We start from the raw sequence: 15,536 nt of genomic DNA, 5'->3' as shown, positions 1-15,536 counted from the left end.
GTGCGGGAGCCACCAGATGTACTAAAGCACGGGAAAGTGGGTGGCTCGGACCACCGGCCTGGCCTGCCGGATCGCCGGATCCGCACCCGTCGCGGGCACTCCGGTGCCCGGCAGCGACGCATCGGTGGGGTGATGATGAGGCATGACCACCGCATGGGACGTCATCGGTGCACCGTCGAGCGCGGGCGCGCACACCCCCGGAGTGGAGCAGGCGCCGGCCGCGCTGCGCGAGGCGGGTCTGGTCCGGCTGCTGCGGCGCACCTGCGAGGTCGACGACCTCGGTGACGTGCCGTCGTCCCGCTGGCGTCCCGACCCCGCACGTCGTACCGGCCAGAACGCGGCCGAGGTGGCACGGGTCGCGACGGGCGTCGCGCAGCAGGTCGAGGCGGCGGTACGCCGGTCCCGACTGCCGCTCGTCCTCGGTGGTGACTGCACGGTGAGCCTGGGGCTGGTGGCCGGGCACGTCCGGGCCGGCGCACCGGCGGCGCTGGTCTACGTGGACGGTGGACCGGACCTGTACACACCGTTGACCAGGGCGAACGGGAACATGGACGCGATGGGTCTGGCACACATGCTGGGGTTGCCCGGCACCCGGCCCGAGGTCGCCGCCGTCGGTGGTGCCGTGCCGCTGCTGACTCCCGACCGGGTGGTCGTGTACGGAGACTCGCTGCCCCCGGGGGACCACGAGTACGACCTGGTGGCCGAGCTGGGCATCACGTACGTGCCGGCGGACGAGGTGCACGCCGATCCGCTCGCGGCGGGACGACGGGCGTGCGCTGCCGCCGAGGCCGCCGCCGAGTCGTTCGTGGTGCACTTCGACGTCGACGTGCTCGACTTCGTCGAGACTCCGCTGGCCGACGTGCCGGAACCGACCGGACTCACGCTGGCCGAGGCGTCGACCACCCTCGCCACGCTGGTGCGCAGCCCGCGCTTCGCCGGACTGGCGGTCACCGAGATCAACCCGGACCACCTGCCGGACGGCGCGGTGCTGACCCGGTTCGTCGAGGTGCTGGCCGATGCGCTCGGCACCGGCCGGGTGGGTTCCGGTCAGGCGGCCGGGGAGAACTGAGTGGGCGGGGCGGCGCACTCCCGGGCGAAGATGCGCAGCAGGTTGGGCAGGTGGAAGCGCTGCCCGGTGCCGTCCGAGTCGACCGGCACCAGCAGGTTGTGCGCCACGAGGTCCTCGACCACCCGGTTGGCCTGCGGTCGGGGCAGGTGCAGGATGTCCCCGGCGCTGGACTGCGTGATCAACAGGTCGCTGCTGGCCAGCGCGTTGAGCGCGGCCCGCGCCTGGGGCGTCAGTGACTGGTAGCTGCCGGAGAGGCTGTGGCGGACCGAGATGTCACCGACGGCGAGTTCTTCCAGGCGGTTCTCCTCCCGTTCCAACTGCTCGGTGAAGCTGGGCAGGGCGATGCCGGGCTGGTCGGCGATGCGGCTGCCCACGATCCGCAGCGCCAACGGCAACTGGTCGCAGGCCGCCGCGATCCGACCGAACACCTCCGGCTGTTCGCGTACCCGGTGCTCACCGGCGATGGTCGCCAGCAGTTGCACCGCGTCGACCCGGCTCAGGGGCCCGAGACTCAGCCGCCACCCCACGTCGAGGTCGAGCAGGCGCTGTCGACTGGTGATCAGCACCAGGCTCCGGCCGGCGCCCGGGAGCAGGGGCCGTACCTGCTGGGCGCAGTCGACGTCGTCGATGATCAGGAGCAGTCGCCGATCGGCGAGCGTGCACCGCAGCACCGCAGCCCGCTCCCGGACGTCCTCGGGCACGTCGGTCAGGGCGACGCCGAGTTCGACGAGCAGTTCCCGCATCAGGTCGGCGGTGCTCCGGGGCGTACCGGCGGCGTGGTCGAAGCTGACGAAGAGTTGCCCGTCGGGAAAGAGGTCAGCCAGGTCGTAGCCGTTGGCCACGGCGAAGCTGGACTTGCCGACGCCCGGCGCGCCGGTGACGAGCACGACGGCCGCGTGCTCGTCGGCGCCGAGGGTGTCCGCGATGGCGCGCAACTGGTGGGCGGCGGCGACCCGTCCGACCAGCCGGGGCGGCTTCATCGGCAGGGCCCGGCGACCGGCCGGTGGATCGACAGCGACCGGGGGCGGTCCGCCCGCGATCACCGCCGACCAACCGCCGGGCGGCCGGGCCTCGGCCGAGTCCGCGTCGAGCGCGACCTGTAGGGCACCCTGGAGGGTGGGACCCGGATCGACGCCCAACTCGTCGACGATCACCCGTCGTGCCTCCTGATAGGCGGCGAGCGCCTCCGCGACCCGGCCTTCGAGCGTGAGCGCGACGACGAGTTGGGCCTGCCGGGGCTCGTCGAACGGCTCCTCGGCCACCATCCGCCGCAACTGCGGGATGACCGCTGCGGGCTGTCCCAGTCGGAGCCGTACGTCGATGAGCTCGGTCACCGCCGCCCGCCGTTGTTCCTGTAGTGCCACGGTGCACGCGGCGACGTCGGTGCCGAGATCCGGCAGATCCTCCAACGGATGTCCGTGCCACTGGTCGAGGGCCTTGCCGAGCAGGTCGACGGCGATGTCCAGGCGCTCCTCCCGGGCCGCCCGGTGTCCCTGACCGACGAACCGCTGAAACCGCAGCAGGTCGAGTTCGTCCTCCTCGACCCGCAACCGGTAGCCGGTGCCGTCGCGGACCAGCCGGTCGGCCGAGTCCCCGACCTGCTGGAGGAGCTGCCGTAGCCGGTGGACGTAGGTCCGGACGTTGTGCAGCGCCGAGGCGGGCGGTGACGTCGGCCAGATACCGTCGATGAGGCGACCGGTGGCGACCGTCCGACCGGGATTCATCAGCAGGATCGAGAGCAGGGACCGAGGTTTCGCCCCGTTGATCGGAAGCGGACCAGCTTTGGTCGCTAATGTCAATGGGCCGAGCACATTGAATTGCATAAATTCTCTCTCCCTGCGGCAGGACAACGCCGGTGAGCAATTCCTCGATTTCGCAGTCCCCGCCGGGAGGGAGTATTAACGCGGCCAGCAGATGATGAAAACAGTCACCGATCGGGCTCTGCCCCACCGCGAACGGCCACCGCCGCGCTGGCCTGGTACGCAGCGTCGAGCACCGCCGCCGCATCCGCCGTCCCCGCCCCGGTGGAGCGTCCGGTGCGTACCAGGTCCACGAAGTCCTCGGCCTGGCGAGCCAGGGCGGCGTACATCGTGGCGTCACCGTCGGCCGGGTCGAGGAAGGTCAGGCGTACGTGGTCACGGGTGCCGAAGACCTCCACACTCGCCATGTCGCCGCCCCGGTGATGCCGTCCCAACGAGACGAGCGCGGTGGCACCGCCGGAGAGGCCCAGCAACGCCTGGGCGCTGTCCACGTCGTGCCCGCGTACCGCCGGGTCGGTCACCGGCCCGGCGGCCTCCCCGCAGACCCGGACCACCCGCTGCCCGGTCAACCACTGGACCTGGTCGAACTCGTGCACCCCCATGTCGACGAAGATTCCGCCGCTGCCGGTGCGGAAGGCCGCCCCCGGCGGTTCACCGTCCCACTGCAACGCCGCCACGAAGAGGATCTCGCCCAGCTCGCCCGCCGCGATCCGCTCCCGCAACTCGCGCAGCGCGGGCACGAAACGGCGCCAGTAGGCCACCTGGAACGGAACACCGGCCGAGGCCGCCACCCGGCCCGCCTCCCGCGCGTCGTCGGCGGTCAGCCCGGCCGGTTTCTCGCAGAGCACCGGCAGCCCGGCCTTGGCCGCAGCGGCGACCAGCGCGCCGTGTCGGCCGGTCGGCGCCGTCACCAGCAGGCCGTCGGGTGTCGTCTCGGCGAGCAGATCCTCGACCGAGGCGTACGCCGGCAGACCGGTGCCGGCGACCACGGCGCGGGCCGCCGGCACCGGGTCGACCACCGCGGTGACCGCCACCGTCGGGTTGCCGGTGAGCGCGCGCAGATGGTGCCGGCCCATCCGGCCGGCCCCCACCAACGCGAGTCGGAAATCAGGACTGCTGGTCATCTCGCCACTCCTCCTCGTCGGCACGGTCGTCTCCGGTCGGGCCCAGCCAGTCCGCCAGTGCCGCCACCACCGCCGGAGCGCCGGTGGCGAAGACGCGACGGCCCGCCCGGTGCCAGCGCCGGCTCGTCCCACCGGTCGCCTCGATCAGGGCGGTGCCGGCGGCGATGTCCCACGGCGCAGGGTCGAAACTGACGAAGGCGTCCAACTCGCCGGTCGCCACGGCGGCCAGGTCGCAGACGGTCGAGCCCGAGTTGCGCAGATCGGCCACGCGGGGCGCGACCAGACTCAACAGCCGGTACGCCTGACGGCGCGGACCGGGCGTGTTGGGCACCGCGAACGCGACGAGCGCGTGCCCCGGCACCGCGGCACGGTCCACCGTGACCGGGGCGTCCTGACCGTCACGCACCTCGTCACCGCCGAGTATCAGGCAGGCGCCGGTAGCCGGCTGGAGGATCGTCGCGGCCACCACCCGACCCCCGTCACCCGTGCCACGCCCCTCGACCCCACCGGTGTCGCCCCGGTCCGCCGCCACGGCGATGCTCACCGCGTAACGGCTCAGGCCGTGGCTGAAGTTCAGCGTGCCGTCGAGCGGGTCGACGATCCAGCGCAGACCCGAGCATCCGGTGGTCAACCCGGACTCCTCGGCCAGTACCGCGTCCTGGGGCCGGGACCGGGCGATCAGGCCCAGGATCGCCCGCTCGCTGGCGTGGTCCGCGCTGGTGACCGGGTTCTGGGCCGCGCCGCCCTTGAGGGACAACCGCACCCCCCGGTCGCACACCTCGCGGATCGCGTCCGCACCCGCCCGCGCCGCACGGACGCTGAGATTCCGCAGATCCGTAGGAGCCGCCCCGACGCTCATGTCGTCCCTCCGCTGCGCTGCGGGCCGGCATTTCCACCGAGCCTGATGATTCGCTCACGTCGTTCGCTCATGTCGTCCCTCCGCTGCGCTGCGGGCCGACATTTGTGCTGAGCCTGATGATTCGCTCGCTGCGTTCGCTCATGTCGTCCCTCCGCTGCGCTGCGGGCCGACATTTGTGCTGAGCCTGATGATTCGCTCGCTGCGCTCGCTCATGCCCGCACTCCGTCGGCTACCCGGGCGTAGTGGCCGTCCACGAAGAGCAGTGGCGGCTTCGGGCGCAACAGGCCCGACGACCGGACGACACCCATCAGCACCATGTGGTCACCGGCCGGGTCGGTACGCACCGCCTCACAGCCGAAGTACGCGACCCCGTCGGTGAGCAGCGGACAGCCGGTGGTCCGTTCCCGGTCGTGCGGGATGCCCGCGAAGCCCTCGGTCCCCGCCGGACGGCCCCGGGAGGCGAACCAGGCCGCCTCGTCGCGTTGGTCGTCGGCGAGCACCGTGATCGCGAATCGGCCGGTCCGGCGGACCGTCCCGAGCAGCCGGCAGTCGTGCCTGAGGCAGATCAGCAGCATCCGGGGGTCCAACGACACGGTGGTGAACGAGTTGACGGTCATGCCGACCGGCCCGTCCGTACCTCGTGCGGTGGCCACCGCCACCCCTGTGGCGAAGCGGCCGGCGACCGACCGGAATCCCCGGTCGGTGTCGACCCGACGCGACACGTCGGTCATCACAGCGCTCCTCTCGTCTCGCCGGCCGCCGTGTCGACCAGGGCGGCTATCCGGCGTCGGTCGGTCTTGCCGTTGGCGTTCGTCGGCAGCGCGGGTACGTGGTGGATGCGACTCGGCACCATGTATCCGGGCAGCCGGTCGGCACAGCGCTGCCGCAGCTCCTCCCCGATCCCCCCGGTGCCGGTGTAGACGGCCTCCAGGCAGGTGCGCTCACCCGAACCGAGCGCCAGCACCACCGCGTCCTGCACATTCGGGTGGCCGCGCAGGACCATCTCGATCTCGCCCAGCTCGATCCGGTAGCCGTGCATCTTCACCTGGTCGTCGAGGCGTCCGTGGTGGACCAGTACGCCGTCCTCGCGGCGGACCCGGTCACCGGTGCGGTAGTACCGCTGCCCGTCGTGCTCGACGAAACGGCCGGTGTCGTCGTCCGGGTCGACGTACCCGGTGAAGCACTGCGGTCCGCGTACGCAGAGCTCGCCGTCGTCGCCGACGATCGCGCCCGTCTCGGACCGCAGGATCGCGTCCAGGTGCGGGTGCACCTCGCCGATCGGCACGGTCCCGTTCGAGGTGACCGGCCAGTCGGCGACGTCGGCCGGCAACCGGTGACCGGTGCAGGTCACCGTCAGCTCGGTGGGGCCGTACAGGTTCTCCAGCACACTGTTCGGGGCGGCCTCGGCCCACGCCCGCGCCTGCTCGCACGTCAGCGGTTCGCCGGCGAAGAGGCTGTACCGCAGGCCCGGCATGGCACCCGGCGACAGCATCCGCATCCGACGGGCCAGCGAGACGACCGACGGCACCGAGAACCAGCCGGTGATTCCCCGCTCGTTGACGAAGCGCACCGGGGTCAGCACCTCGTCGGGCTGCGGCACGACGAGCGTCGCCCCACTGCCCCACGCGACGAACATGTCGAAGACCGAGGGGTCGAAGGTCAGGTCGAAGTTCTGCGACAGCCGGTCGCCGGGCCCGATCGGGTAACGGTCGAGGCAGTACGCGAGGTAGGCGTCGACGTTGCGGTGCCGGATCGGCACACCCTTCGGGCGGCCGGTCGAGCCGGAGGTGAACAGGGTGTACGCCACGTCGTCCGGTCCGCTCCCGATCGGCGGCACCGGTGCGGCGTCCCGGGAGTCGTCGAGGCGTACCGGCACGGCACCGGTCCGGGCCGACAGGTCGGCGGAGACGGTGGCACCCGCCTCGTCGACCACCACGACCTCGACTCCGCCGCCCCGGCACAACTGCACGTTGCGGGAGGTCGGGAAGGTGGGGTTGAGCGGCACCACGACCGCCCCCACCCGCAGTGCGGCCAGATAGCCGGCGTACGCGGGCAGGCTCCGGGCGGCCAGCAGACCGACGGCGGCGGGCCGGCGGCCGGTCGGGTGGCAGAGTCGTCCGGCCAGGTGTGCGACGATCTCGTCGAGCTGCCGGTACGTCACCGCCGCCGCGCCCACCTCCAGCGCCGTCTCCTCCGGCGACCGCGTGACGCTCCGCTGGAACCACTGGTACAAACTCACGGCGTTGCTCCCTTCCTGTCGTCGATCGGCTCCCAGGCGCAGCTCCACGGAGTACCGCCGGTCGGTGGCAGCGTCCGCCAGCGCAGGTGCCGCCACCGGCCGTGCTCCTGGTCCGGGCCGACCGGGATCCGCCACGGCCGGATGCCCAGCCCGCGCCCGGTGGCCTTGGCGCAGGACTCCTGCACCGTCCAGATCCGGGCCACCGCCGCGTCGCGGGTGGGCCGGTCGTGTCGCAGCAGCGCGGCGACGCCCTGCGGACAGCAGCGCCGCACCAGGGCGTCACCCACCGGGTACGGCTCCTGCACGTCCACCCCGACCGCACCGCCCCGGGTGTGCACCGCCGCCGCGACGACCGCCCCGGAGTGCGCCAGGCTGACTTCGAGGTCGGGGCGGCCCGGCAGGTACGGCTGCCCACCCGGGCGGCTGCCCACCGCGAGGCGGCCGGTGCCGGCCGGTGCCACCGCGGCGATCAGCGTGGTCAGCAGCCGCCGTGCGGCGACCCGTTCGCTGACCCGCCACGGTGGCAGCCCCCGACCGGTGTCCCCGGCCGGGCCCTCCGGCGTCCCCGGGTCCCCGATCGGCGCGTAGGCGGTGAAGACCCCGTCGGGCAGTGCGACCGCCACCGACCCCGGCATCCCGGATAGGCGGTACCCGCTGCTCATGGCCTGCTCCCGAGCAGGTCGTCCGCGTGGTCGGCGAGCCCGGCCAGCATCGTCCCGGTGGCACCACCGGCGATGCCGAACATGGCCGCCTCGGTACGCAGCGCGGCCTCGCCGCCGTCGCGGAACGCGTCCGCGCCACGCAGGTGCACCGCCTCGGCGGCGATCGTCTCGACCGTCTCGGCGGCGGCCACCTTGAGCACCATGCCGGTGGCGGTCGACGGTGGACCGGGCGGCCCGTCCAGCAGGGGCGCGCACAACGCGTCGAGTTGGCGCAGGGCGACCAGGCAGCGGGCGTACCGCTCGCGGACCGCCGGGTGCTCCCAGAGCGTGCCGTCGGCGGCGGGCCGGGCCCGCAGCCAGTCCCCGAGCCCGGTCATCAGCCGGCGGCAGATGGCCCGGGACCAGAGGGCACCGGCCAGCCGCTCGACGCCGACCTGCCGGGCGAACCCGGCCAGCGCACGGCCGGGCCGACCGACCAGCGCGTTCGGTTCCAGGGCCACGCCGTCGAACCGGAGGTGTCCCACTCCGGACCCGGCGAAGGCCCGCCCGGCGGGCTCGACCGTCACCCCCGGCGCCGACCGCGGCACCAGTAGCCAGCAGAAGCTGGTGAAGTGCCGGGGCTCGCGGTGCCGGGCGAGCACCAGCGCCGCGTCGCAGGTGGTGGCGTTGGTGATCCATTCCTTGCGGCCGTCCAGGGTCACGGCGTCGTCGCCGAGCTTGGCCCGGGTGGTGGCGTCGAGCAGGTCCGACCCGGAGGCACCGGCGTCGGTGACGGCCAGCGCCACCGTCGTCTCGCCGCGCACCATGTCGGCCACCGTCTCGGCGACCGGTCCGGCGACTGGCCCGGTGGCCGCCTCCGAGAGCAGCGGCAGCACGGTGGCTACCTGGACGCAGATCGACAGGGTCACGCCGAGCGGGCAGCGTGCGTCCAGTTCGGTCAGCAGCGTCGCCAGCCGGCGCGGGTCCGGTTGGGTACCACCGTCGGGACAGAGGGCGACGAGGACACCGCCGGCGCCCAGTGCCCGCCAGAGGGCCCGTGCGTCGGCGGTGTCCGCCCCCGCCAGCGCCGTACGCAGCGTGGCGGTGAAGTCGGCTGTCGGCTCAGGCAAGACGCACCCCCGGATCGCGCAGTGCCAGCGCCCCGTTGGCCAGCCGCAGCCGGTCGTTGCCATAGTTCAGCGACGCCGACCGCAGGTCGCGGAAGGCACGCTCCACGGCCAACGGCGAGCCGGTGAGGTAGCCGTGCCGCAGCCCCACCAGTTCGACCAGCTCGTGCACGGCGGCGAAGGACTCCTCGGCCGCCCGGATCTTGAGCGTGTTGAGCAGCGACTGCACCGGCGCGGCGGACATGTCGGATGCCGAGTCCACCACCGACACGGTGTGCCGCAGCAGGGCGTTCACGGCGTCGAGCCGGGTACGAATCCCGGCCAGGCGCAACAGCACCAACTCCGACGACGGAGCGAACTGACGCCGTCCCGCCTCGCTGCGGGCGTGCCGCAGCACCCGCGAGTACGCGCCGGCCGCCGTCCCCAGCCACGCCGCAGCCCAGCCGACGTGGGCCAGCGGTGCGAACACCCGGGTGGCGATGTCGCGGAACCCGCCGTGCTCACCCACCACCTGCCACTGCGGCACCGCACCGCGCAGGCGCATCGGCACGCTGTGGGTGGCCCGCATGCCCAACGGCTGCCAGCCGCCGGTCACCTCGGTCTCCACCTGGTCACGGGCGGCGTAGACCAGGTCGACCTGCGTGGCCGACTCGGCCTGCGGCGCCAGCGTGGTGATCAGGAACGCGTCCGCGTACGGGCCGCCGGTGACGATCGGGGCCTGCCGGTCGATGCGCAGCATCTCCCCGTCCTGCTCCAGCCCCGACTCGGAGGTGAGCAGGTGGCCCCCCTTGCCCGGCTCCGTGGTGACCGAGCCGAGGTACACCTCGCCCCGCGCCACCGCCGGCAGCACCTCGGCGCGCAGCTTCTCCCCGGCGTACGCGGCAAGTGCCGCCACCTGCTGGCAGTGCATCGTGAAGACCATCGCCACCGACATGTCCACCCGGCCCAACGCCTCGGTGACGTCGACCATGTCGGTGAGCGTGCCGCCGGGTCCGCCCTCGGTGGTCGGCACCAGCAGGCCGAGCAGTCGGGTGCGGCGCATCGCGTCCAGCGCCTCGGTGGGGAACGTGGCCGTGGTGTCGGCGGCCTCGGCGTGCGCGGCGGCGACCTCGGTCACCGTGGTCACCGCCTCGGCGTACCCGGTCATCGGGCACCACCACCGACCGGCGTCCGCAACTGCTCGACCACGTGCCACAGCCCGCCTGCCGTGGCGAACGTCGAGTCGACCAGCTTGTCGTCGGGAACGGCGACGCCGAAGGTGTCCTCGATGGCGAAGAGCAGCTCGATCTCCCGCATCGAGTCCAGTCCCAGGTCACGCAGGCGGGACTCCTCGGTGATCTCCTTGTCGCCGGCGAACTTGAGGAACGGCCGGAGCATCTCGGTGAATTCGGCGTTCATGACGGTCACCTTTCGTCTCGTGGATCGGTCGGGTCGGCCGGTGCGGTGCCCTGCGTCCGGGTCAGCGTCAGCCGGGACGTCTCGACGACCTGCTCGCCGTCGCAGACGACCTCCAGCGGCGCCGGGTGGCCGAGGAAGGCCAGCAGGCTCGCGGAGAGCCCGTACGCGCCGACGTTCGGCACGCTGAGCACGTCACCGGGGCGTACGTCGGGCAGCGTCGCGGCGCGGGCCCAGGTGTCCAGCGGGGTGCAGAGCGGACCGGCGACGATGGCCCCGGTCAACGCCGGCCCGTCGGCCGGTTCGGTGGACCCGTCCGTGTGCAGGGCCGGGACCAGCGGCGGCAATCGACGCAGGCCGGACATCCCGCCGAGGTGGTTGATGCCGGACTCCAGCACCACCACGGGTGTGCCGTGCGAGTGCTTGACGTCCAGCACCCGAGTCAGCAGGGTCCCGGCGGTGGCGGTGAGGAAGCGACCGGACTCGAACGCCATCACCGGGTCGTCGTCCGGCCAGCCCGGAAAGAGATCGTCCAGTGTCGTACGAATCTGCGCGTCGAGCCCGGTCAGGTCGGCGTTGCGCCCGGCGCGGGCGAACGGCGCGCCGAAGCCACCGCCCAGGTTGAGCAGCTCCAGCTCGATGCCGAGCAGGTCGCGCAGCCGGTGCGCGGTGGCGGCGGCGGAGGCGAACTGGGTCACCAGCGCGTCCACCGACTCGACGTTGCTGCCGGTGTAGAGGTGGAACCCGGAGACGACGGCCGCCGGCCGGGACCGGAACGCCTCCGGTTGGCGCTCGATCCAGTCCACGTCGGCGCCGAACTGCGAGGCGACGCCGGTCATGGTCAGCCCCTGGCCGGGATTCGCCACCCGGTCGTTGACCCGCAGCAGGCAGCGCAGCGTGGTGCCGTGCTGACGGGCGATCCGGTCGGCCTGGTCGAGTGCCCCCGGCGAGTCGACCGAGAACCAGCGCACGCCCGCCTCGACGGCCTCGGCCACCTCGGCGTCGCGCTTGCCGGGACCGGTGTAGAGCATCCGGTCACCAGGCACACCGGCGGCCAGCGCCGTGGCCAGTTCGCCGGGGGAGCAGATCTCGGCACCGCACCCGGCCCGGTGCAGGGTCGCCACGATCGCCGGGTGCGGGTTGGCCTTGAGCGAGTAGTAGAGCCGGCTCGGCGTGGGCAGGGCCGCGCGCAACGTGGCATGGTTGGCGCGTACGTCGGCCAGGTCGTAGCGGTACGCGGGGGTCTCGAAGGGCAGCTCAGCCACGACGCTCACCCGCCAGCCGGGCCAGCGCGCGCCGGTCGACCTTGCCGTTGCCGTTGAGCGGCAGGCTCGGCAGCACCACGCACCGCGCGGGCACCTTCATCTCCTCCAGTTGACCGCGCAGCCGGTGCAGGACGTCGTCGGCCGCCACCTCGGCGACCACGAAGAGAGTCGCGCCGTCGCGGCCCTCGGCGGGCGGCAGCACCCCGGCGACCTCCACACCGTCCACCCGGTACGCGGCGGCCTCCACCTCGGTCGCGCTGACCCGGGTCCCCTTCTCCTTGTAGACGTCGTCGCGTCGCCCGGCGTAGTGCACGTAGCCGTCGGCGTCCACGTGGCCGTAGTCGCCGGTGTGCAGTTGCGGGAACAGCCCGTCGCGGCGGACGAAGCGTTCGGCGGTCAGCTCGGGACGCCGCCAGTAGCCGGCCATCACGTGCGGACCACGGACCACCAGCTCGCCCGGGGCGCCGGGGGACTGCCGCCGGCCTGCGTCGTCCACCGTGAAGATCTCGGTGCCGGGCAGCGCCCGACCGCTCGCGCCCGGCCGCCGCAGGTCCTCGTCCGGCGGCATGATGGCGGCACGCTTGCACTCGGTGAGTCCGAACATGAGTTGCACCTTCAGGTCGGGTAGCGCCTCGCGCAGACCGGCGAGCACCTCGGGCGGCATCGTCGCCCCGGTGTTGGTGATCAGGCGCAGCCGTGGGCGTACCGCACCGGGACGGCGCAGCAGCCGCAGCAGGTTGATGGCGAGCGACGGCACGCACGGCAGCACGGTCGCCCCGGACTCGCGCAGCGCGACCAGGAGACGTCCCCCGGTCTGCCCGGCGTCGCCCAGGTGCAGCCGACATCCGGCGAGCGTGCTCAGGAAGATCTGGTACAGGCCGTAGTCGAAGGAGGTGGGCAGCACGTCGTGCACCACGTCCTCCGGTTGGTACGACAGTTCCGACTGGATCGCGCGTACCGCGAAGGTGACCTGGGCATGGGTGGAGACCACCGCCTTCGGCATGCCGGTGCTGCCGGAGGTGTAGATCAGGCAGACCGGGTCCACGGCCAGCGGCGGCGTGCCCTCCGGCGCCCCGGCCAGGGTCACCGGTGCGGTGCCCGCCGCCTCGGTCAGTGCGGCCGAGTCGCGGACGGCGACGTTCCGGGCCTGCGCCAACTCCCGCAGGAGCGGGTCGTCGGTGACGGTGAGCACCGGCTCGGCGTCGTCCAGCACGTGGGCGAGGGCGACCTCCGGTGCGGGCACCCGGATCACCGCGAAGACCGCGCCGACCCGGGCCACGGCGTACAGCAGGGCGGGCAGGGTGGCGTCGCCGGTCACCGCGACCACCACCCGGTCACCGCGTCGCACACCCTGCCGGCGCAGCCAGTCGGCGAGCCGGCGGCTGCGCGCGTCCACATCCCGGTGACTGAGGCGGGCCGTACCGTCGGTGACCGCGTCCGCGTCCGGCCACCGTGTCGCGGCCCGGTCGAGCAGGCCGTGCAGCAGGTCGGCGCTCATCGGTCGCCTCCGGCAGGGCCGGCGTCCGCGAACATCGCGCACAGCGAGCCGACGTCCCGCAGGTCGGCGGCGGAGAGCGCGGTGGCCGGGACCTCGACGCCCAGCCGCCGCTCGACCCGGTCGATGACGTCGACCAGCCGGAACGAGTCGAAGCCCGGCAGGTCCCGCAGCACGTCGGTGGGGCGCAGGCGGGCCTCGTCGAGGTGCAGCGTGTCCCGCAGCGCGCCGAGTACCGCCGCCTGCACCGGGCCGTCCCCGGAGGCGTCGGCGGCGCGCGGTGCGTCGCCGTCCGCCGTCGGCGCGGCCCCGATCGTCTCCACCACCGAGAGGTACTCGTCGACCAGCGCGCCCAGCGCGTCGGCCAGCTCGGGGGAGGCGGGGCGTCCCGCCTGGGCGCGGCGCAACGCCACGTAACTGCGGGCGGAGAGTTGCTGCCATCGTTGCGCCTGCCCGGCCAGCGCAGCGGCGGCCTCCGGGCGGACCGACGCCAACCAGTGCTCGTGCAACTGGCGGGCGCGCCCGAGCAGCCACACGTCGAGGACGAACCGGTGCAGACCATCCACGGTGGTGAGCGTCTCGGTGAGCGACGCGAGATGTCCGGCCACCGCCGGGCGGGACTGCCGGGCCCGCTCCGCGTTGCCGGCCAGCATCTCCGGCACGTCGAGGACCGGCGCCGGACCGGCGGTGATGGCCAGCGTGTGGGCACCGCCCGCCAGCGCCGCGTCGAACTCGTCCACCGGCAGCCGCCACACGCCCGGGCGCGCCGGCCCCCAGGCGGTGTCGTTGTGGTACGCGTCCACCACGGTCACCGCACCCGAGCCGTCACCGGTGGCGAGGAAGCTGTGCCGCATGTGCTCGTGACCCTCGTACGGGCACCAGGGCAGGTCGTAGGCGTCCGCGATGACGTACAACGGTTGGCCGGTGGCGAACAGCCGACGGACCCGTGGCCCGTCGAGTTGCGTCCATCGACCCTCGACCCGCAGGCCGAGCAGGCCCACCGCCTCGGCGGCGCGGTCGTCCGGCGTGGCCTCGACGGTGGGCAGCCCGGCGCGCTCCCGGGTGCGGAACTCGACGCGTGCGCCGAGGGCGAGATGGCTGCCGGTGCCGTGGGCGTGGTCGGCCAGCAGCGCGAAGCTCGTCTGGAGGCAGTCCAGTGCGGGGGCGCGGAGCGTGGTCAGGATCGGCGTCCACGCCGGATCCCCGGTCCGCCGGTCCGGCCGGCTCTGGGTGTGTGGGGGCATGGGAGGCTCCTCGTGGCTACGGCGGGCGGTACCGCCGGCGCGGTCGCCCGCGCCGGCGGCGCGGACGGCTCAGCTGTCGGCCTCGCGGTCGAGGCCGTTGGCCCACTCGGTGAGTGCCCGGGCCTGGTCGGCGAGGGCGTGCTCGTCGGAGCCGATCGGGTCCTTGAAGAAGAAGCCGAGCTCCTCGACCGGGCCGACGTGACCGGCCCGGTGCGCGGCGGCGGTCAGCCGGGCCAGGTCCAGCACCAGCGGCGCGGCCAACGTCGAGTCGACGCCGCTCCAGGTGAGCTGCATGGACATCCGGACGCCGAGGAAGCCCTCGAACGAGACGTGGTCCCAGGCGGTCTTGTGGTCACCGAGGTCCGGCACGTTGTCGATGTGCAGAGGGGCTGTCACGTCCTCGCCCAGCAGCGCCGGCAGCACGCCCGACTTGGAGCTCAGCTTGCTCTTGGCGTTCGCCGGGTCCTCCAGGGTCGCCCCGTCGCCGCCACCGAGCAGGTTCACCCCGGCCCAGGAGAGCACGTGCAACGCGCGGCACGTGAACATCGGCGCGAGTGCGGTCCGCAGCAGCGTCTCACCGGTCTTGCCGTCCGACCCGGCGAAGGGCACCTGCTGCCGGCGGGCCAGCAGCTCCAGGGCCGGCAACCGCGCCCCGGTCGACGGGGTGAAGTCGACGAACCCGCAACCGGCCTGGAAGGCCGCGTACGCGACGACCGAGCTGGGCGGCAGCACCCGGGCGTCCGGGTCGGCCAGCGCGCGGGTCAGTGCCTCCAGGTCGTCGTGTTCCGGTCGGAAGTCGACGGGCGGTTCGGTCGACGACACGTTGACCACCACCACCCGGGCCAGCCCGTGCCGGTTGCGGAACTCCTCGATGTCGGCGGCCAGCCGGTCGATCGCCTCGGCCTGACTGCCGGTGTGGGACTGCGCGTCGTAGCCGGTGCGTAGCTCACCCTCGACCTCGGGTAGGTTGCCCCGGACAGCGGCCAGGACCGGGGCCGGAATCACGCCGGAGTCGACGAGCGCCTCCGCCTTCTTCTCCAGTGGTGTGTCCACCACGTCGTGCCCACCGACGACCATGTCGGCCCAGCCGGCCAGCGGCACGTCGCGCAGCATGTCGGTGTCGGTGACGCAGCCGGTGGACCGGGTCATCCCGGCCCGCAGCGCCATCAGGCCGGTGACGGCGGTGGTGGCGACCGAACCTCGGGCGCCGTTGAGCCACAGGCCGATCGGCCCGTCGGAGTTCTGTGACGAGGACGTGCTCTGCGGGGTCTCGCTGTGCGTGACGGTCACGGAAGGTCCCTTCTCTGGGCGCGCCGGG

Annotated in this window: 14 protein-coding genes; 1 reads left to right on the top strand and 13 read right to left on the bottom strand. The window is 73.3% G+C overall.

From position 1 onward, the window contains the following. The first annotated feature begins 142 nt into the window (after positions 1-142). Positions 143-1,069 carry an arginase family protein gene (locus HUT12_RS31265; RefSeq protein WP_176095526.1) on the top strand — a complete coding sequence of 309 codons (927 nt, stop codon included), beginning with the start codon at positions 143-145 and terminating at the stop codon, positions 1,067-1,069. Here HUT12_RS31265 and HUT12_RS31260 read toward each other — a convergent pair. The 13 genes from HUT12_RS31260 to HUT12_RS31200 form a co-directional block, all read right to left on the bottom strand. Next, positions 1,048-2,793 carry a BTAD domain-containing putative transcriptional regulator gene (locus HUT12_RS31260; RefSeq protein WP_254877008.1) on the bottom strand — a complete coding sequence of 582 codons (1,746 nt, stop codon included), beginning with the start codon at positions 2,791-2,793 and terminating at the stop codon, positions 1,048-1,050. The genes HUT12_RS31265 and HUT12_RS31260 overlap by 22 nt on opposite strands. A gap of 203 nt (positions 2,794-2,996) precedes the next feature. Next, on the bottom strand, positions 2,997-3,953 hold the full coding sequence (locus HUT12_RS31255; RefSeq protein ID WP_176095524.1) for a Gfo/Idh/MocA family protein: 957 nt from the start codon (positions 3,951-3,953) through the stop codon (positions 2,997-2,999). Next, on the bottom strand, positions 3,937-4,812 hold the full coding sequence (locus HUT12_RS31250) for an inositol monophosphatase family protein (protein WP_131052485.1): 876 nt from the start codon (positions 4,810-4,812) through the stop codon (positions 3,937-3,939). Before HUT12_RS31250 ends, HUT12_RS31255 begins: the two co-directional genes overlap by 17 nt. Positions 4,813-5,021: 209 nt before the next feature. Beyond that, on the bottom strand, positions 5,022-5,543 hold the full coding sequence (locus tag HUT12_RS31245; protein WP_176095523.1) for a flavin reductase family protein: 522 nt from the start codon (positions 5,541-5,543) through the stop codon (positions 5,022-5,024). Then, on the bottom strand, positions 5,543-7,051 hold the full coding sequence (locus HUT12_RS31240; RefSeq protein ID WP_176095522.1) for an AMP-binding protein: 1,509 nt from the start codon (positions 7,049-7,051) through the stop codon (positions 5,543-5,545). The genes HUT12_RS31245 and HUT12_RS31240 overlap by 1 nt, the downstream gene beginning before the upstream one ends. Then, positions 7,048-7,713, bottom strand: coding sequence for a 4'-phosphopantetheinyl transferase superfamily protein (locus tag HUT12_RS31235; RefSeq protein ID WP_131052482.1), 666 nt, complete (start codon positions 7,711-7,713; stop codon positions 7,048-7,050). Before HUT12_RS31235 ends, HUT12_RS31240 begins: the two co-directional genes overlap by 4 nt. Continuing rightward, positions 7,710-8,822 carry an acyl-CoA dehydrogenase family protein gene (locus HUT12_RS31230; RefSeq protein WP_176095521.1) on the bottom strand — a complete coding sequence of 371 codons (1,113 nt, stop codon included), beginning with the start codon at positions 8,820-8,822 and terminating at the stop codon, positions 7,710-7,712. The genes HUT12_RS31235 and HUT12_RS31230 overlap by 4 nt, the downstream gene beginning before the upstream one ends. Next, entirely contained in the window at positions 8,815-9,966 is a 1,152-nt protein-coding gene (locus HUT12_RS31225; RefSeq protein WP_176095520.1) for an acyl-CoA dehydrogenase family protein, read from the bottom strand. Before HUT12_RS31225 ends, HUT12_RS31230 begins: the two co-directional genes overlap by 8 nt. Beyond that, entirely contained in the window at positions 9,963-10,217 is a 255-nt protein-coding gene (locus HUT12_RS31220) for a phosphopantetheine-binding protein (protein WP_131052479.1), read from the bottom strand. Before HUT12_RS31220 ends, HUT12_RS31225 begins: the two co-directional genes overlap by 4 nt. A gap of 5 nt (positions 10,218-10,222) precedes the next feature. Next, positions 10,223-11,479 carry an alanine racemase gene (locus HUT12_RS31215; protein WP_176095519.1) on the bottom strand — a complete coding sequence of 419 codons (1,257 nt, stop codon included), beginning with the start codon at positions 11,477-11,479 and terminating at the stop codon, positions 10,223-10,225. Next, positions 11,472-12,977 carry a class I adenylate-forming enzyme family protein gene (locus HUT12_RS31210; RefSeq protein ID WP_176095518.1) on the bottom strand — a complete coding sequence of 502 codons (1,506 nt, stop codon included), beginning with the start codon at positions 12,975-12,977 and terminating at the stop codon, positions 11,472-11,474. The genes HUT12_RS31215 and HUT12_RS31210 overlap by 8 nt, the downstream gene beginning before the upstream one ends. After that, complete coding sequence (locus tag HUT12_RS31205; protein WP_176095517.1) at positions 12,974-14,218, bottom strand: acyl carrier protein; 1,245 nt, start codon at positions 14,216-14,218, stop codon at positions 12,974-12,976. The genes HUT12_RS31210 and HUT12_RS31205 overlap by 4 nt, the downstream gene beginning before the upstream one ends. 69 nt (positions 14,219-14,287) lie before the next feature. Then, the gene (locus HUT12_RS31200; protein WP_176095516.1) at positions 14,288-15,508 is read right to left on the bottom strand and encodes an inositol-3-phosphate synthase; all 1,221 of its coding nucleotides are present in this window, start codon (positions 15,506-15,508) and stop codon (positions 14,288-14,290) included. Positions 15,509-15,536 lie beyond the last annotated feature (28 nt).

The sequence above is a fragment of the Verrucosispora sp. NA02020 genome (assembly GCF_013364215.1).
GTDB lineage: Bacteria > Actinomycetota > Actinomycetes > Mycobacteriales > Micromonosporaceae > Micromonospora.
This window is presented reverse-complemented; position numbering and strand designations above follow the sequence as displayed.